The sequence below is a fragment of the Fluviicola sp. genome (genome assembly GCF_039596395.1).
Taxonomy (GTDB): Bacteria; Bacteroidota; Bacteroidia; order Flavobacteriales_D; family Crocinitomicaceae; genus Fluviicola.
Genome location: NZ_JBCNJT010000001.1, coordinates 1,422,647 through 1,440,214 on the forward strand (window position 1 = coordinate 1,422,647; position 17,568 = coordinate 1,440,214).

The following is a 17,568-nucleotide window of genomic DNA, read 5'->3' on the forward strand; positions in this document are numbered from 1 at the left end:
GTTTTAATAAAGTTTCATGAAGAAATGGGCTTTGTTTCTACTTGTTATCTCTTTCTGCCCGCTTATCAGTGTGGCACAATCTCCCTTTGGAAATTACTTCCAGGATTCGTTAAAGCCCGGCCACCGCATTTCCGGTAAGCTCGATTCCGTAGATGCCAACCTGGCTAATTACCAGCATACACTTCCCGGAGACTTCAATCCCTTCCTGTTCCAATTTTCATTTTCCGATCTGAATACCGTTTGGCTGAAACCCCAACAAAGGCGTTTTTCTTCCATTCCTCATATTGCGTTTGAATATTCCATGGGATCGAAATCGGCCCAATTCGGGAAGATTACTTATACCCAGGCGATTGATTCCAATACGTTCATTCAATTCGATTACATCCGCAACAGCACCCTGGGAAATCTTCGCAACTCCAGTTTTGAACGGAATTCCGCCCAATTAATGGTCATGCACCGTTCCAAATACTACGGGACCATCCTGGACGCTTCATTTTATTCCAGCAACAACCGGTTGAGCAACGGTACGCTCGGAGATTCAATCCGCGAAGGATTTGCACTCCTGTTCCAGGAAGTAGACAAACCCAACGCTGAGAATAAGATCAAGGAATTGCATATCGACTGGAAGAATTACATTTCGTTTACGAAAGATTCCCTGCAAAAGATCGGGATTATCCTGCAGCCACGACTCGATATCAAGAACATGCGTTACCTGGAAACAGATACACTGGAAGGTATTTACGGGTTTACGAATTATGACACCGCAGTTACAGCGGATTATTGGGAGTTGTCTTCTTTAAAAATGAACGGCGGGGTTTTCTACAAGAACCGTGGTTTCAACATTGAAGCGGGCTTGGGTACACGCTACTGGGACTATGACAATATGCAGGTTCACCAGGATACGACTGAAGCATTCGGATTTGCTGCTTTGGACATGAACATTCAGGGATATGCACTGAACGCAACCGCAAATTACACTTTTGCAGGAGCAAGCGGCGAAACCCAGATTCTGGCAGAAGCAAAGAAGGCTTTCCGGATCAATAAATTTTCTGCAAGCGGTGCATTTATCCACAAATACCCGGAAAATTATCAACGGGCCTATTACGGAAATACACTTTCCTACAATTGGAACGACCGGGAATTGAGCACCAAAACCTCCCTGAACCTGAGTTGGACCAATAAGAACCGGTTTGTACCTTTCTTTGCCCAGGCTTTTGTGGAGAACAATTCAAAAATGCCCGTTTTCATCCAAAACCGTTGGAGGCAAGACACTTTGACATCTTTAAATGTATTGGGAATCCAGGCAGGATTTGAATATTCCTACAAGAAATTATTGGTACAGGGAAGAGCAAGCTACCGCGAAAGTACCGGCGATTTGCTTCCCAACTGGTTGCTTTCCGGACGCATTGCCTACAACGGCGGACTGTTCAAAGCGAAAAAACTAAAAACCGTAACAGGTATTGAAATCGGTTACATCAGCCATTACCAATTGCTGGATTTTGTTCCACAGATGAACACGTATACATTTGTTTCTGCTGGAAAACAGTTCCGCGACATGATGAAGCTGCATTTCTATACCCAATTTGATTTGGGGTATTTCAGATGGTTTATCCGTGTAGAGAATATCGAGCAGACATTTGTGAAGCCTACCAATTTCGAAGGAATCGGTTATCCGGTTACACCGCTGCAGTTGCGGTTCGGGGTTTCGTGGGATTTTTTCAATTAAGGTGACTTCGACTCCGCTCAGCCACCTTTACTAATTTTCTTTTCGTTTATCAATAGTATAATGGACACTGAGCGGAGTCGAAGTGAACATTTGAACTTATCGATGGGGATAAGTTCATCTTTCATTTCATCTGTATAAGGGAAACCTTTCCTATATTTGAAAACCAAAAAACTATAGATGGGATTACTAGATAATAAAGTTGTATTAATTACCGGAGCATCCAGAGGAATAGGTAAATCGATTGCAGAGGAATGTGTAAAGCAAGGCGCAAAAGTTGCTTTTACGTATTTGTCTTCAGAAGAGAAAGCGCGTGCTTTGGAAGCTGAATTGACGGCAAACGGAGGAACGGCAGTCGGATTCAAGTCTGATGCCGCAAATTTCGACCAGGCTCAAAAGCTGGTGGATGATGTTGTGGAGAAATTCGGAACGATCGATGTTCTTGTAAATAATGCAGGAATTACACGCGACACGCTTTTGATGCGTATGACGGAAGAGCAGTGGGACGAAGTAATTAACACGAATTTGAAATCTGCTTTCAACTTGACAAAAGCAGTTCAGCGCCCAATGTTGAAGGCTCGCTCAGGATCGATCATTAATATGTCGTCTGTTGTAGGTGTAAGCGGAAATGCAGGTCAGGCAAACTATGCGGCATCTAAAGCAGGTTTGATCGGATTTACAAAATCTGTTGCACAGGAATTGGGATCAAGAAGCATTCGTTGCAACGCTATTGCTCCGGGATTCATTGAGACGGAAATGACCGGTGCACTGGACCAAAAAGTAGTGGAAGAGTGGAGAAATTCGATTCCATTGAAAAGAGGAGGACAACCGATCGACGTTGCAAACGCGGTGGTTTTCTTAGCTTCTGATATGTCAGCTTATATTACAGGACAAACAATCCATGTGTGTGGAGGAATGTTGATGTAATTTTTCGCGCTTTTATTCTTGTGGCGTAGCGGTTTTCCATGAACCACCAAGACAAGAAGAGCATAACTAATTTAAAGAGGGTTTCAAGATTTTGGAGCCCTTTTTTATATGTGAATTGAGTAGGGCCGTCCCGGATAATCCGGGACGGCCCTACTGTTTTTTATGCGTTGCTTCCGGATCCCCGGGAGAATAATTTCAGGCACTTGCGGAGCAGATCGTAGTAAAGCGTAACGATCAACAGGATTGTCATTCCCCACAACACCAGCACATTCGCCAGGAATGTACTCATTGGAATTCCGAACCAGTATTTCTTGTAAGTATAGAACGGAGCGTCCAATAAACGCGTGTTTTTCGGGTCCATGTACAACGGATCGTCTTTCTGGATCAATTCATCATCTGTTACAATGATCTTTTGAACTTCCGTGCGATTGGTCACCAAATCCTGCAAACTTTCATTGATGAATGCAGCCTGGGATGCTTCGTAATTTTTCTCACCCATTTTCATGACCAGCTGATCCAGTAATTCAGTAGTTTGATTATAAGTGAGGTTGTATTGCTTTTTCAACGTTTCCAGGAAAGCACCGATATTGAACTGGATTTCCTGCACGGAAGATTTTCCTTTTTGCAATTTGCTTAAACCGGCTACACAGTCTTTACATTCCAGGTTCCCCCAATTGGAAACTTCTTTTTCCACTTCATTGGACAGGATGCGTTTTGCTTTCTCAAAATCCTCCGGAGATGTCTTTTTATCGGCCAGGATCGTCAACTGGTTCTTCATTTCCGGAATCCAGTAATCCCGTTTCCAGCTTGCATTGCTTTGTTTCTGGTGCAATTCGAACTGGCGGCCTTCGTGCTCATTGTCCACAGCCTGCGTTACCGCCAAAGCTTCATAGGCCCAGCGCGATGCCATCGCATTCCCGATCCACGGAACTTCGTTGTTGGAAGAGAAAATCGGGTGGAGCTTATCGAATTTCACGATTACTCCGGAGAAGATCAATTGCGGGATGATCAATAATGGAACGATGATGTAAATAACTTTCGCAGAGTTGAATGCACTGGAAATATTCAATCCCAATACATTCGCCATGCAGGAAGTAGAGAAGAGGATTACCCAGTATTCCCACCACAATCCATGGATTTCAAGGATCAGGTTCCCGATCAGTACAAAAAATGCAGTCTGGATAGCAGAAACGATAAACATGATCAGTATTTTCGACCACAAATAAGAACCGAGTGATAAATTCAGGAAACTTTCGCGTTTCAGGATTTTCTTGTCTTTGATGATTTCTTCCGCTGCCACCGTTAGCCCCAGGAACAAAGCAACAACTACCGAAATGAATAAGTATTGCGGAATATTCTCGTTTTCGTAGAAGACATAATCTTCGTGTCCTTTCCCGTCTGTGTTGAAAAACTTGACGAAGAAAGAAAGGATTGCAGCCAAAACCGGCGCTTCCAGCATGTTGATGAACATATACTGACGGTTTGCCAGCTTGCTCAGCACATCTCTCAGGAAGAAAACCTTGAACTGCTTGATCTTATTGGCAATGCGGGAAGTTCCTTTGATCGGTTCCGTAATTTCTTCGATATCCGGGGTCTTGTAATTGGACAAATAGCGTTCGTTCCATTCTCTCGGAGTGACTTTACGCACCTTTGTCTGGTTCCCGTATTCATCTACCACTTTCGATTCGATGATGTTGAAAATCTGTTCCGGGTTTACGTTACCACAAATCGGGCATTCGCGCTCGTTTGCATTGACGTGATGTACGTGCGTTTTGAAATAAACGACCGCATCAATCGGGTTTCCGTCGAAAATCGGGTAACCTCCCTGGTCGAGGATCATTAATTTATCGAACATCTTGAAGATCTCCGATGAAGGCTGGTGGATTACTACAAAGATCAGTTTTCCTTTCAGGGAAAGCTCTTTGAGCATGTCCATAATATTTTCAGAATCGCGCGAAGAAAGCCCGGATGTAGGTTCATCCACGAACATCACTGCAGGTTCGCGGATCAATTCCAGGGCAATATTCAAACGCTTGCGCTGTCCTCCGGAAATGGTTTTTTCCAGTGGGCTTCCTACTTTCAGGTGCTTGGCGTCTCCCAAACCGATATCCGAAAGTAAATCCAATACTTTTTTCTTCAGCAGGGATTCGGACAGGTCGTTGAAACACAATTTCGCGTTGAAATACAAGTTTTGGAAGACGGTCAATTCCTCGATCAATAAATCATCCTGGGAAACAAATCCGATTACTCCTTCCAGTTTGGATTTCTCCCGGTGTAAGTCAACCCCGTTAATGGTTACAGCACCATGAGAAGGCGCGTAGTTTCCGTTCAGTACGTTCAGGAAAGTAGATTTCCCGGCTCCCGAACCACCCATTACACCCAGTAATTTCCCGGATTGTTCAATGAAATTGATTTCATGCAGACCGATTTTTCCACTGTTGAAGTGGAATTGCAAATGATCTACTTTGAAGGTAATCTTCTCGCGGTTCGCATCGTTGAGGAACCTGGAAATCACATCGCTGTAATAAATCGGTGCGGATTTATTGGTACGCAGGGTAGAACCCTGGTTTAAAATATGTCTGCGTTCATTGGAAACGATCTGACCGTTCAGGATTAGCTCATCGTGACCGAAATATCTGAAAAACAGGATGTTGACACTTTCCAGCCGGATTACCGAAATGGAACCGTCGAATCCTTCCATTTTAATCAGCTTTGCATGCGAAAGGTGCAGGTCTTTTTCAGTGATGTACATGAAATGCTCATCATCCAGGATCGTACTTCCATTTGCTTCGACAAAGGATTTTAGTTGCTGGTACTCAAAATCAGGAATGTTGAATGATTCGGAAACCGTGTGAACGAATTCCTGTTCCTGTTCGTGTACCTGGTCATTTGCGTGAATAAAGTCGAAAATACGCAGCAACACGATCATTTTTTGCCGCTGGGTCAATTCTTCATTGATCTGTGCACAAATACGCAACACCTTTACCGAATTAACGGATGTCCTTTTGCGCTGACCATCTTTCTTTCCGGATCCCTGGTGGTGAACTAACAGGAATTCATCAAACAGCTGAATGTACTTTTGAAGCAATTCATCGTTCAGTTCGGTACGTAAAAATGCTTCTACGATTCTTCTGCCATTGGAACTTTCAATGGCTTCGTTAGTAGGGTCTGTTACTTCATCAACCTTCGCGATAATCGCGAATAACTGCATTAGAGCGCGGAGTATGCGTTCACTCATGCTTTTCCGGTATTTATTTGACTAATTATTATCTTTTGAATCCGATCATCATAACGGCACAGCCGGTGATTTTTTTATCCATATCCAATTCCGTTTCAATAACAACGGGAATTGTTCTCGGAACTTTGAAATCCCAGTAATTGGAGTTCTTATACTTCCTGTTTGAGAAAAGGATGTTTCCATCCAGGTCTTTCACTGTAAAAATCACATACTCATCATCCGTACCTGCCGTTGCAGCGATCCGGTAAGTGGTTCCACCGAAGAAAGTGGTTTTGAACTCTGCCTTTTCACGATCGAGGAACGCCGTGTAAACCTGTCCGTCAGACACGAAGTTCTTTTCTTTTCCTTTCAGAATATTTTCGCAATCCTTTACCAGGGTTTCGCAATCCTGTGCATTTACTCCAAATCCGACGAATAAAGTAAAGATGCTGTATAGTGCTAACTTTTTCATAATGACTAATGTTATTCGATTACTTTTCCTCGAATGGCTTCGATTTTCTGATTAATAAAATTCAGGGTGCTGGAGTCGACAGTAACCACTGTTTTGTGACGCAGGGTAGTTGTTTTCGTTTTTGCATTGGTCACAGGAGCCATATACTCGTACTTGATCGTAATCTGATCGAAATAGAATTTCAAATCTTTCATGTCTGTGATCAATTCATCCCAATCGCCTTTTTTATTGTAATCCGAAAGCAAATCGATGATCGTATTCAATGTCTCAGACTGTTCTGCAATCCGGTCCAGGATCTTCTGGTTTGCATGTTCTTTATTGATATTACAAGCCAGGTACATCGATTCGATCCATCCTCCTACCAGGATCAATGCAGAAACGCTTTTGCGGTTATTTGATTTCAGGAAATTATCTGATTTCTTAAACGCATCCGAAACAATCACCATCATGGAATCCTTGTTGGTGGAGTTCTTTTCGAAACGGGACATGAAATCTTTATCGAAGGCTCCTTCCAGGCCCAATTTACTGGTTAGTTTTTCGATGGTGGAAAGGTACTTTAACGCAATGCTGTTTTGCTTGTAAATCGACACGTACCCAAGGTCTGTTCCATAAACTCCGAGGTTCATTGCTTTCTTGTATTCAGAGGTGTAATCTCCCACTTTTTCCAGGTCGTTCAACAGGAATTCGTTGTAAGGAGATTTGGACTCTTCCAGCAACATCGCCATTTGCATAGGCGAGGGAATACTGAAGATTTTGTCATCAAACTTCGCATTCAAAGAGCTATTGGGGTCGATAACTTCTTTGCTTATTTCAGGCTTTTTTTCTTCCTCCGATCCACAGGAGCTAATCATAAGTACAATCCCGGTACTTAATGTGAAAGTAGTTAATAGCTTATTCATAAGTCGCATTGTTTCTTCGTTAACGTACAGACGAAAATATACAAAAAATTGTTAATGGAACTTTGTTGTTGATAATTCTGAATCAGAATTGTTTAAAACGCCTATTTGATCGAATAGTTCCGGATTCTGATTAAATTTGCAGGAGCAATGACGTTTTTAAAACGATTCTGAAGAATAATAAGTTTAATACCTTAATAAACAGCACTTTAAGCTGTTTCACCTTCAGAAATAAATGAATTCCTGAACTCGTGTTTGCCGGTGCGAAAACCGGGAAAACGGTCTTACGGGGAGGAATTGAACGGTTAAAAACAATCTGCTATATTTTTAGTTGTAAAAAGAAAATTATGAATATTCGTCCGAGAAGAAATCGCAAAAGTGCAGCCATCAGAGCAATGGTTGAAGAAACACAATTAGGAGCACAGCACCTGATCTATCCGCTTTTCCTGAAGGACGGAAAAAACATTCGTGAAGAAGTGTCTTCTTTGCCGGGGAATTACCGCTGGAGCATTGATCAGTTGCTGCCGGAATTCGAAAAATGGATGAACCTCGGGATAAAGACATTCGACTTGTTCCCGGCAGTCGATGAACACCTGAAGGACCAAATCGGCAGTTACAGCTATGCAGACGAGAATTTTTACCTGCACACCATTCGCACGCTGAAAGAAAAGTTCCCGGAAGTGGTGTTAATGTCGGATGTAGCGCTGGACCCTTATTCTTCAGACGGGCACGACGGTTTGGTAATTGACGGGAAGATCGTGAATGACCCGACGCTGGATATCCTGGGACGCATGTCTGTTGCGCAGGCCCAGGCAGGAATTGACATCATCGGTCCTTCCGATATGATGGACGGAAGAGTAGGTTTTATCCGTGATGAACTGGATGCTGCAGGTTTCCAGGATGTTTCGATTATGTCTTACACGGCAAAATATGCCAGTGCTTTCTACGGTCCTTTCCGGGATGCGTTAAATTCAGCACCGAAGAGCGGAGATAAGAAGACCTATCAAATGAACCCGGCCAACAAGCGCGAGGCTTTGATAGAAGCGGAACTTGATATTGCTGAGGGAGCAGATTTCATTATGGTGAAACCGGCTTTGTGCTATTTGGACATTATCCATTTGCTGAAAGAGAATTTCGCGACACCAGTTACGGCTTACAATGTGAGCGGAGAATGTGCCATGGTTTACGCAGCTGCTAAAAACGGTTGGCTGGATTACGACCGGGCTGTCATGGAAATGCTATTGAGTATCAGAAGGGCAGGAGCAGATGGGATTTTGACGTATTTTGCGCCGGATGCAGCTAAACTAATTGCTAATTCTTAATTGCGAATTGCGAATGGTGACTTCGGCTCCGCTCAGTCACCATTTTTCGGAATTATTTGATTGAGAGTTTCAGTTTATTCCAAACACCTTGTTTTTTCAATTCGGAAATATACTGTTTAGAAGATCCTTGTTCCATTCCATAATCGGTTCCGCCTTCATATTTGATTGATAGAATCAATTGTGAGTTCAATTCGGAGATATTCATTGCTACATAATTTGTTTCGTGGTCCCTGACCTCCCAGGTTTCTTCCAAATCCGTTCCCGGAACCCGGATTTCAGAAACAAAGGGTGTTTGAACTTCAAGGAGTAACAAATTACCCAGTCTGCAGTATTTCCCTTTCGAATAGACATCTTCTTCCAGACAAAGTGATTCAAAAACGAATAAGGAATCGTTTACAAATACCATATTGCTTGCACAACAGTCGCAGGGAGCTAAAATTTGCATGTTTGCAGAATCAATCTCGGGTCCCAGGAAGAAATACTTCCCGCTGAAATCTGTATTGGAATGTTTTATGAAATCGTCTTTCAGAGAAATAAAGGGTATGGGCTTTCCTTTCGTACATGCTGTAAGAGCAAGTGTGAGGATAAATACGTAAACTGTTTTTTGAATCGACATGTATTAAAGATACGAATTCATTCCCACAAAGAAACATTGCCCAGTGTCGGGACAGGTGAGCACAGTTGTTTTACATATTTGAGTAGCAGGGTCCGATATTTTCACTATGTCAATAACCGAAACTCATCCTCTTGTTGGTTGACTTAACGATTTTTTAATTCGATTCGGTTAGGTTTTTCAACTGTTCGAAGCTCTGATTTGTAGTTGAACTAATTCTATATATCCCAGTTATAATAAGGGTTTGGACCTTTTAAGTTTAAAATGTTAGAAATAGTGTGATTTGTTTGAGATATAACGTTTTAATATTATATCCATACTTGACCCATACTTGACCCGTACTTGACCTATACATGACCCAGTTAAGGCGTTTTTCTATTTTTCAGAAAGCTGTTTTCCATTCTTTGTATCATGTGGAAACTTCTCAGAAGTGTTACGGAATCCTTCCAAAAGGAACGAATATTTATTCATTCCCGGCGAATATCAATTAAACACGAAGAGATTCAACTAACTGAATGACTATTAGTTATATTTATCGGAACAATAACTTAAATATCTACAGGATGAAATTAAAAATGATTTTTATGTCAATGGCATTTTTGCTGTTGGCGAACGTTGCAAGTGCGTTTACGATCCGTTACTACAACAACGATTCTCAAAAGTACACGATGGAGGTTCGTTCCAACGGGTCTACTCAGAAAATTGAATTCAGTGCTTCTACAACGAGTTCTGCTTCTGTTCAGACAAGTGCTTCTGAAGTTGAGATCAAAACAGAATGCGGTTGGGTAAAAGTGAAAGACGGTCAGAAAATCTCTATCAAGAACGGTTGTATCAAGATTGAATAATTGATTTTTGCGTAATACGAAATCCTGGTTTGCTTCGGCGGATCGGGATTTTTTTTGTTTTTAAGGCGGCCATTGATAGTTTCGCTGCGCTCGCGGGTTTCAACCACATAGTACACATAGAACACATAGTTTTATCCTGTTGGGAGGCGATTGTAGTTTCGCTGCACTCTCGGTTTTTAAAGAACATGAAAACATAGCAGATCAGCCGCGGCTGACCGCTATCTCTTTCAGTCACGAAGCTTGTGTTTTACATATTGTTACTTAGTTGTTTCGCAGGTTAGAAAATCATTCCGAAGCAAAAAAAATCCGGAATTTATTGTTGGTTTAATTATTCCACTTACATTTGTTGCATGAAAATGACACAATTACATCATCATCATCACATGCTCAGCTAAGCGCTTTGGTGAGATGATTGTATATCTATAATTCTTTAACCCGCTTGGCTTTCAAGCGGGTTTTTTGTTGTCATTTTATTTCAATACTCTTTTGAAGGCCGGGCTCTAATTAAAAACATGGAACGTTTAATTATTGCTTTACAAAAATCAGGTCGGCTCCGGGAAGGTTCCCTGGAATTGCTGAAAGAATGCGGCCTGAAAACCGATTACCGGGACGGACAACTCAAGATCGTTACATCCGATTACCCGGCAGAGCTCTTATTCCTGCGCAACAGTGATATCCCGCAATACGTATCCGACGGGGTAGTGGATCTGGGAATTGTGGGGTCCAATCTACTGGAAGAAGATGAAACTCCGGTGGAGATTATCCAGGCACTGAATTTCTCCCAATGCCGTTTGTCGTTTGCTGTCCCCAAAGCGTCTGGCATTCAAACAGCCGAAGATTTGCAGGGAAAACGCATTGCTACATCGTACCCGAATTCAGTAAGAAAGTACCTGCAACAACAGGGAATTACCGCGGAAATACACCCCATTTCAGGTTCGGTAGAAATAGCGCCATCCCTGGACTTGTCAGACGCCATTGCAGATATCGTTTCTACCGGGAACACCCTTTTTCAAAACAACCTGCGGGAAATTTTCCCTTTTCTTTATTCCGAAGCAGTTTTGATCAAAGGCCCGGATTTGGCCCCTGAAAAACAGGTGCTGCTGGACCAATTGCTTTTTCGTATTCAATCTGTTCTGGCGGGAAATGAAAACAAATACATTCTGCTCAATGCTCCGAAAGAAAAACTTTCGACAATCTGCAAGATTCTTCCGGGAATGAAAAGCCCTACCATTCTTCCTCTTGCGGTTGAAGGCTGGATCAGTATTCATTCGGTGGTGAAAAAAAAGGAAGTCTGGCAGGTCGTTCAGCAACTAAAATCGGAAGGTGCAGAAGGAATCCTCGTTTGTCCTATCGAAAAAATGGTTTCTTAAAGATGAAAACACTCATAAATCCATCCCAAACAGAATTAAAAAAAGTCCTGGAACGGGTGAAACTGGAACCCGGAAACCTGGAAGCTTTCATTTCGGAAGTGTTCCAAAAGATTGAAACAGAAAAGGACCTGGCATTGCGAAATTTTACCCTGCAATTTGACGGTACTGTCCTTGACAGTATACCGGTCGAAGAATGGGAATTCGAAGAAGCAGAAGCCCTCGTTTCAATGGAATTAAAGCAGGCCATTCGTGTTGCAGCCCGCAATATCGAACGTTTTCACCGTTCACAAGAGAACCGGGAAACAGAAGTTGAAACAACTCCGGGCGTCCTTTGCTGGAGAAAATCCGTACCGATACAAACTGTTGGACTATATGTTCCCGGAGGCACAGCTCCTTTATTTTCGACTGTTTTAATGCTTGGAATTCCTGCTAAAATTGCCGGAAACCCGACGCGTTATTTATGCACTCCTCCCGACAAAAAAGGGAAAATCCACCCTGCAATTTTATTTGCGGCAAAAACAGCCGGAATTGATATCGTATACAAAGCCGGTGGAGCACAAGCCATTGCCGCCATGAGCCTGGGAACGGAAACCATTCCAAAGGCGGATAAAATCTTCGGCCCGGGAAATCAATATGTGACGGCGGCAAAGGTATATGCCCAAAAACTCGGAATTGCCATTGATATTCCAGCCGGCCCGTCGGAAGTACTGGTTGCTGCCGACCGATCGATTCCCGCATCCTTTGTTGCCGCAGACTTACTGGCTCAAGCCGAACACGGCACGGATTCACAGGTCATTTTCCTTACGGATGAAAGTGAGTACCTGGAACAGGTATTGGAAGAAGTAAACAGACAACTGGAATTACTTCCCAGAAAAGAGATTGCCCGAGAAGCTTTGAAATCCAGTCTTGCTATTGTTTCAACGATCAAAAACTGGCCGGAAATCATCCGTTCGTATGCTCCGGAGCACTTAATTATCATGGGGAAATACGAAGACGAGATCGTTCCGAAGATCACCAATGCCGGAAGTGTATTTATCGGCAGGAATACGGCTGAGAGTTTCGGGGATTATGCTTCAGGTACCAATCACACCTTGCCAACTTCCGGTTTTGCAAATGCATACAGCGGTGTTTCCCTGGATTCCTTTGTCAAGAAAATCACCTATCAAACAGTCAGTGACCTGGGATTGAAAAACCTGGGGCAAACAGTGATTACTATGGCAGAAGCGGAAGAATTGCAGGGGCACGCTAATGCGGTAAAAGTACGTTTCGACTTCGCTCAGCGACTTTCTTCTGACACTCCGGACATTAACCATTTTATCCGGAAGGATTTGCGGGACGTGACACCTTATAGTTCTGCAAGGGATGAAAGTGCAGGTACCGGCGATGTTTTCCTGGACGCCAACGAACATGCTTCAGTCACTCCTTACAACCGGTATCCCGATCCGGGACAAAAACAATTGAAGGAAGTAATCGGGGAGATCAAAGGAATCCAACCGGAAAATTTGTTCCTCGGAAACGGGTCGGATGAAGTGCTGGACCTGATCTTCCGGCTTACCGGAACTCCGTTTCTGGACACCGTTGCGTGCTTAAATCCTTCCTACGGAATGTATGCTGTACTCGCTAAACTGAACGGCCTGGAACTGCGGAAAATCAATCTCGACAAGCAATTCCGGATTACTGCTCCACAAATCTTAGCACAGGCAGAAGGTTCGAGGCTATTGGTATTGTGTAACCCGAATAATCCGACCGGAAACCTGATCCCTAAAAAGGTTTTGCTTGAAATTATCCGGGAATTTACAGGATTGGTAGTGATTGATGAAGCCTACATTGATTTTTGTCCGGCTGATTCCTTATCCGGTGAAGTGACTCATTATCCGAACCTGATCGTGGTACAAACACTTTCAAAAGCTTACGGAATGGCGGGCTTACGCATTGGAATGGCAATCGCTTCGAAAACCTGGATTGCCGCCCTGAACCGGATAAAACCTCCTTACAACTTGAGCTCGGTGGTACAGGAAAAAGCTATCGACACTTTAAAAACAACTCCCTGGAACACATTGAAGGCTGAAATTATCGGGGAGCGGGAACGTTTGACCGTCTTTTTGAAATCCCAAGCAGCTGTTACGGAAGTTTTTCCATCGGAGGCCAACTTCATTCTTTTCCGCATTCCGGATGCTTCGGCTGTTTACCGGAAACTGCTTGAAAACGGAGTAGTCGTGCGCGACAGAAGCAGCCAATTTAATTGTTCGGATACCTTGCGGGTGAGCATCGGGACCCGGGAAGAAAACAATCAATTCATTCAAATCATGCAAACGTTATGAAACAAAAAATTCTTTTTATTGACCGGGACGGGACTATTCTCAAGGAACCAAGCGATTACCAGGTCGACTCTTATTCCAAACTCCAGTTTTTGGAAGGAGTAATTTCAGCCCTGAAAACCATTGTTTCCTGGAACGAATACGAGCTTGTATTAGTCAGTAACCAGGACGGATTGGGCACAAAAAGTTTTCCTTTGGAAGATTTCAACGGTCCACACCAACTGATGCTGGATATTTTGGAAAGCGAGGGCATTGTTTTTTCAGCAGTGTGCATAGACCGTTCTTTCCCGGAGGAACAATCTCCGGACCGGAAGCCCCGAACGGGGATGCTCACAAGGTATTTTTCCAAAGAATATGACCTGGGGAACTCACTGGTAATCGGTGATCGCCTGACAGACGTCGAACTGGCTAAAAACCTGGGTTGTAAAGCCTTTTTACTGGACGCAAACTCCATAGAAGTCGGGACTGAACTACAATTTTCGCCGGAAGAACTGGAAAAAGTCATACTCCGCAAGGTCTCGAATTGGAATGATTTGCTTGCCGACCTGCGTTTGGGAACCCGGAAAGTTGAAATACGCAGGACCACGGCAGAAACTGATTGCTGCATCAACCTGGACCTGGACGGAAGCGGCATTTCGACAATTCAAACCGGAATTGCTTTCCTGGATCACATGCTGGACCAGCTTGCGCGTCACGGACAACTGGATATCACACTAACCACGAACGGCGATTTGCAAATCGATGAGCACCACACTATTGAAGATACTGCTCTGACCCTTGGGCAGGCAATTGACCAGGCTTTGGGATCAAAACGCGGAATAGAGCGTTATGGATTTTGCCTGCCGATGGACGATTGTTTCGCAACTTGTGCTATTGATTTCGGAGGTCGCGCGGAATTGATCTGGGACGTGGAACTGAAGCGCGAATTCGTAGGAAAACTACCAACTGAAATGGTTCATCACTTTTTTAAATCATTTTGTTTTACAGCACGTTGCAATATTTATATTCAAGCAATAGGTGAAAACGAACACCACAAGGTAGAATCCATCTTCAAAGCCTTTGCGAAAGCCCTATTAATGGCCAAACGCAGAAGCGGAAATTTCGATTTTCTCCCGACAACTAAAAACGCACTCTGATGCAAGTAGCAATCATTGATTATGGAGCCGGAAACCTGTTTTCGATCCGGCAAGCATTTAAACGGTTGGGACGGGAAGTCGTTTTAACAGCTGACGAAGGAGAAATCCGCTTGGCTTCACATGTTATTTTCCCGGGGGTGGGGCATGCGGGAAGTGCTATGAATTACTTGCAGGAAAAAGGATTGGAGCGGGTTATACCCACTTTGACCCAGCCCGTGTTGGGAATTTGCCTGGGTATGCAGTTGATGTGCGGCTGGAATGAAGAAGGAAACCTGCAGGGTTTAGGAATTTTCGACGTGCCGGTTCAATCCCTCGAATCCCAATTCGGCCATCTGCAAATTTGCCAGTTTGCCAAATGGCAAACCGAAGATTTCCGGGCAAACTATCCCGTTCCGCACATGGGTTGGAACGATGTTCAGTTAAACGGAAAATCCGAAGCATTCTACTTCGTACACAGCTATGCCGCCGGAATTTGTAAAGACACCTGGGGAATTGCCGGGTATCCCTGGCCTTTTTCCGCAGCATTGAAAAAAGACAATTTCTACGGTGTTCAGTTTCACCCTGAAAAAAGCGGAACCGCCGGAGAACAATTACTCACTCAATTTTTAGCATTATGATCGCCATACCTGCAATTGACTTAATAAATAACGAGGTAGTTCGCTTATTCCAGGGGGATTACAAGCAGCAAACAGCTTATCCATTGGATCCGGTCGAATACGCCATTGAGATAATGACCAACGGATTGGAATATTTACACCTGGTAGATTTATCGGGAGCAAAAGCCGGAAAGCTCGTGCACCAATCCATCCTGGAACAAATTGTGTCCCAAACAGCCCTGAAAGTAGATTTCGGAGGAGGAATAAAAACAGAGGGTGACATTCGTCATTTATTGAAATCCGGAGCCACCCAGGTCGTAATCGGGAGCTTGTGCGTGAGAGATCCGGAAAAAGTAATGGAATGGATTGAAACATTCGGAACGGAACGCTTTATCCTGGCGCTGGACATCGACGGAAACGAACTGAAGATCAACGGATGGCAAGATGCTTCCGGAAAAACTTTGGAAGAAATCATGCGCCGGTTCAGTCGGTTCAAAGGATTAACCATTCTGACCACAGACATCCGCAGAGACGGCACAGGATCAGGCCCGAATGTGGATTTGTACGAAAAACTAGTTCGGAACTTCCCCGACCAGCGCTGGATTGCAAGTGGTGGAACAGAATCTTTACAAAACCTGGAAAAACTCCGAAAAGCAGGCTGTTACGGCTGTGTGATCGGCAAAGCATTGCTCGAAGGGAAAATAACTTTAAAAGAACTTAAATCATTCAACGATGCAGGTTTATAAACGAATCATTCCGTGCCTGGACATTCAAAACGGGAGGACGGTAAAAGGAATCAACTTCGAATCGATCCGGGACGCCGGAGATCCTGTTCAGTTAGCCAGCTACTATGCAAAACAGGGGGCAGATGAACTGGTATTACTGGATATTTCAGCAACGATTGAGAGGCGTTCGACATTTATCCCGGTAGTAGAAGCTGTTGCAGAACAGGTAAACATTCCATTTACGGTGGGCGGAGGAATTTCATCAGTTGAAGCTGCACGAATACTCCTGAGAAGCGGTGCAGATAAAATCGCTGTCAATTCATCGGTAGTAAAACGCCCGCAATTAATTGCCGAATTGGCCGATCAGTTCGGAAGGCAATGTGTAGTAGTGGCAATTGATGTACGCAAAGCGAAAGCCGGTTGGACCGTTCACACCCATGGAGGAAAAAAGGATACCGGCATCGACGCAATTGAATGGGCTGTAAAAGCTGTTTCAATGGGAGCCGGGGAATTGCTCCTTACTTCCATGGACGGAGACGGAACGAAAAACGGATTCGCCCTGGATTTTTACCGGAAAGTACAAAAGTTTGTGACTGTTCCGGTGATTGCTTCCGGTGGAGCAGGAACTGCAGCACATTTTGAAGAACTGTTTACCCAAACGTCTGTTACCGGCGGATTGGCTGCCAGCATTTTTCACTTCGGAGAAATTGAGATTCCCGAATTGAAACTTGAATTGAGTAAAAGAATTAGAATAAGGCTATGAAATACGACAAAAACGGATTAATTCCGGCAATTATACAGGATTCACAAACGAATAAAGTCCTGATGCTCGGTTATATGAATGAAGAATCGTTCGAACAAACACTGGAAACAAAATTGGTGACCTTTTTTTCGCGTTCCAGGAACGGGATTTGGGTAAAAGGAGAAACTTCCGGGAATTATTTAAAACTGGTTGACTGGAAAGCGGATTGCGACCTGGATGCTTTATTGATACGCGTCATTCCCGCGGGGCCAACGTGTCACACCGGGACCACTTCCTGTTTCGGTAAAGCAACGAGAGATCCGCTTAACATCTTGAGCGGCTTGATACAAACCATTGATGAGCGGTTTACAACTCCCCGGGAAGGATCTTACATTCAATCGCTGATTGAAAAGGGATTGTCTAAGATTGCTCAGAAAGTAGGTGAAGAAGGAGTGGAAGTGGTGATTGAAGCGATGCGGAACGAACCGGAACTATTCAAAGAAGAAGCTGCTGATTTGTTGTTTCACTATTTGGTTTTGTTGCGGGCGAAGGAGGTGGATTTTAGAGAGGTGCTGGGTGTTTTGGATGGAAGACAAAAGTAATCATACTTTTATTTCCCGCAGACCCCGAATGTTAAGGACAGGCGAGTACGGAGAAAACGGAAGC

The 17,568-nt window shown here is 43.8% G+C and carries 15 protein-coding genes; 11 read left to right on the top strand and 4 right to left on the bottom strand.

Annotation, left to right across the window (positions count from 1 at the left end; genetic code table 11):
- The first annotated feature begins 16 nt into the window (after positions 1-16).
- The gene (locus ABDW02_RS06240) at positions 17-1,726 is read left to right on the top strand and encodes a putative porin (RefSeq protein WP_343633208.1); all 1,710 of its coding nucleotides are present in this window, start codon (positions 17-19) and stop codon (positions 1,724-1,726) included.
- A 177-nt stretch (positions 1,727-1,903) separates the two neighbouring features.
- Complete coding sequence (fabG, locus tag ABDW02_RS06245) at positions 1,904-2,650, top strand: 3-oxoacyl-[acyl-carrier-protein] reductase (RefSeq protein ID WP_343633210.1); 747 nt, start codon at positions 1,904-1,906, stop codon at positions 2,648-2,650.
- A 160-nt stretch (positions 2,651-2,810) separates the two neighbouring features.
- Here the strand turns inward: fabG and ABDW02_RS06250 are convergent, their stop codons facing one another.
- The 3 genes from ABDW02_RS06250 to ABDW02_RS06260 are packed head-to-tail and all read right to left on the bottom strand — an operon-like array spanning position 2,811 to position 7,238.
- Complete coding sequence (locus ABDW02_RS06250; protein WP_343633212.1) at positions 2,811-5,888, bottom strand: ATP-binding cassette domain-containing protein; 3,078 nt, start codon at positions 5,886-5,888, stop codon at positions 2,811-2,813.
- A gap of 28 nt (positions 5,889-5,916) precedes the next feature.
- Positions 5,917-6,339, bottom strand: a complete 423-nt coding sequence (locus tag ABDW02_RS06255; protein WP_343633214.1) for a hypothetical protein — start codon at positions 6,337-6,339, stop codon at positions 5,917-5,919.
- Between the two features lie 11 nt (positions 6,340-6,350).
- Complete coding sequence (locus ABDW02_RS06260; RefSeq protein WP_343633216.1) at positions 6,351-7,238, bottom strand: hypothetical protein; 888 nt, start codon at positions 7,236-7,238, stop codon at positions 6,351-6,353.
- A 344-nt stretch (positions 7,239-7,582) separates the two neighbouring features.
- Between ABDW02_RS06260 and hemB the strand changes: the two genes are divergently transcribed.
- Positions 7,583-8,557: a porphobilinogen synthase gene (gene hemB / locus ABDW02_RS06265; protein ID WP_343633218.1), complete on the top strand. Its 975-nt coding sequence runs from the start codon at positions 7,583-7,585 to the stop codon at positions 8,555-8,557.
- Positions 8,558-8,609: 52 nt separating this feature from the next.
- Here the strand turns inward: hemB and ABDW02_RS06270 are convergent, their stop codons facing one another.
- On the bottom strand, positions 8,610-9,173 hold the full coding sequence (locus tag ABDW02_RS06270; RefSeq protein WP_343633220.1) for a hypothetical protein: 564 nt from the start codon (positions 9,171-9,173) through the stop codon (positions 8,610-8,612).
- 581 nt (positions 9,174-9,754) lie between these two features.
- Between ABDW02_RS06270 and ABDW02_RS06275 the strand changes: the two genes are divergently transcribed.
- From ABDW02_RS06275 to hisIE, 8 genes are all read left to right on the top strand, one after another.
- Positions 9,755-10,015 carry a hypothetical protein gene (locus ABDW02_RS06275; RefSeq protein ID WP_343633222.1) on the top strand — a complete coding sequence of 87 codons (261 nt, stop codon included), beginning with the start codon at positions 9,755-9,757 and terminating at the stop codon, positions 10,013-10,015.
- A gap of 512 nt (positions 10,016-10,527) precedes the next feature.
- Positions 10,528-11,385: an ATP phosphoribosyltransferase gene (gene hisG / locus ABDW02_RS06280; protein ID WP_343633224.1), complete on the top strand. Its 858-nt coding sequence runs from the start codon at positions 10,528-10,530 to the stop codon at positions 11,383-11,385.
- A gap of 2 nt (positions 11,386-11,387) precedes the next feature.
- Entirely contained in the window at positions 11,388-13,706 is a 2,319-nt protein-coding gene (gene hisD / locus ABDW02_RS06285) for a histidinol dehydrogenase (protein ID WP_343633226.1), read from the top strand.
- Positions 13,703-14,839, top strand: a complete 1,137-nt coding sequence (hisB, locus tag ABDW02_RS06290) for a bifunctional histidinol-phosphatase/imidazoleglycerol-phosphate dehydratase HisB (protein ID WP_343633228.1) — start codon at positions 13,703-13,705, stop codon at positions 14,837-14,839. The genes hisD and hisB overlap by 4 nt, the downstream gene beginning before the upstream one ends.
- Positions 14,839-15,456, top strand: coding sequence for an imidazole glycerol phosphate synthase subunit HisH (hisH, locus tag ABDW02_RS06295; protein ID WP_343633230.1), 618 nt, complete (start codon positions 14,839-14,841; stop codon positions 15,454-15,456). The genes hisB and hisH overlap by 1 nt, the downstream gene beginning before the upstream one ends.
- A complete protein-coding gene (locus tag ABDW02_RS06300; protein ID WP_343633232.1) occupies positions 15,453-16,181 on the top strand; it encodes a 1-(5-phosphoribosyl)-5-[(5-phosphoribosylamino)methylideneamino] imidazole-4-carboxamide isomerase in 729 nt (242 codons plus the stop codon). The genes hisH and ABDW02_RS06300 overlap by 4 nt, the downstream gene beginning before the upstream one ends.
- Complete coding sequence (gene hisF / locus ABDW02_RS06305; protein ID WP_343633234.1) at positions 16,168-16,923, top strand: imidazole glycerol phosphate synthase subunit HisF; 756 nt, start codon at positions 16,168-16,170, stop codon at positions 16,921-16,923. Before ABDW02_RS06300 ends, hisF begins: the two co-directional genes overlap by 14 nt.
- Positions 16,920-17,504, top strand: a complete 585-nt coding sequence (gene hisIE, locus ABDW02_RS06310) for a bifunctional phosphoribosyl-AMP cyclohydrolase/phosphoribosyl-ATP diphosphatase HisIE (RefSeq protein ID WP_343633236.1) — start codon at positions 16,920-16,922, stop codon at positions 17,502-17,504. The genes hisF and hisIE overlap by 4 nt, the downstream gene beginning before the upstream one ends.
- The last annotated feature ends 64 nt before the right edge of the window (positions 17,505-17,568 follow it).

Coding starts and splice junctions, on each gene's coding strand:
- ABDW02_RS06260 (WP_343633216.1), bottom strand. CDS start 7,238: ATGAATAAGCTATTAACTACTTTCACATTAAGTACCGGGATTGTACTT.
- ABDW02_RS06300 (WP_343633232.1), top strand. CDS start 15,453: ATGATCGCCATACCTGCAATTGACTTAATAAATAACGAGGTAGTTCGC.
- hisD (WP_343633226.1), top strand. CDS start 11,388: ATGAAAACACTCATAAATCCATCCCAAACAGAATTAAAAAAAGTCCTG.
- ABDW02_RS06240 (WP_343633208.1), top strand. CDS start 17: ATGAAGAAATGGGCTTTGTTTCTACTTGTTATCTCTTTCTGCCCGCTT.
- hisB (WP_343633228.1), top strand. CDS start 13,703: ATGAAACAAAAAATTCTTTTTATTGACCGGGACGGGACTATTCTCAAG.
- fabG (WP_343633210.1), top strand. CDS start 1,904: ATGGGATTACTAGATAATAAAGTTGTATTAATTACCGGAGCATCCAGA.
- hisF (WP_343633234.1), top strand. CDS start 16,168: ATGCAGGTTTATAAACGAATCATTCCGTGCCTGGACATTCAAAACGGG.
- hisH (WP_343633230.1), top strand. CDS start 14,839: ATGCAAGTAGCAATCATTGATTATGGAGCCGGAAACCTGTTTTCGATC.
- ABDW02_RS06250 (WP_343633212.1), bottom strand. CDS start 5,888: ATGAGTGAACGCATACTCCGCGCTCTAATGCAGTTATTCGCGATTATC.
- hemB (WP_343633218.1), top strand. CDS start 7,583: ATGAATATTCGTCCGAGAAGAAATCGCAAAAGTGCAGCCATCAGAGCA.
- hisIE (WP_343633236.1), top strand. CDS start 16,920: ATGAAATACGACAAAAACGGATTAATTCCGGCAATTATACAGGATTCA.
- ABDW02_RS06275 (WP_343633222.1), top strand. CDS start 9,755: ATGTCAATGGCATTTTTGCTGTTGGCGAACGTTGCAAGTGCGTTTACG.
- ABDW02_RS06270 (WP_343633220.1), bottom strand. CDS start 9,173: ATGTCGATTCAAAAAACAGTTTACGTATTTATCCTCACACTTGCTCTT.
- ABDW02_RS06255 (WP_343633214.1), bottom strand. CDS start 6,339: ATGAAAAAGTTAGCACTATACAGCATCTTTACTTTATTCGTCGGATTT.
- hisG (WP_343633224.1), top strand. CDS start 10,528: ATGGAACGTTTAATTATTGCTTTACAAAAATCAGGTCGGCTCCGGGAA.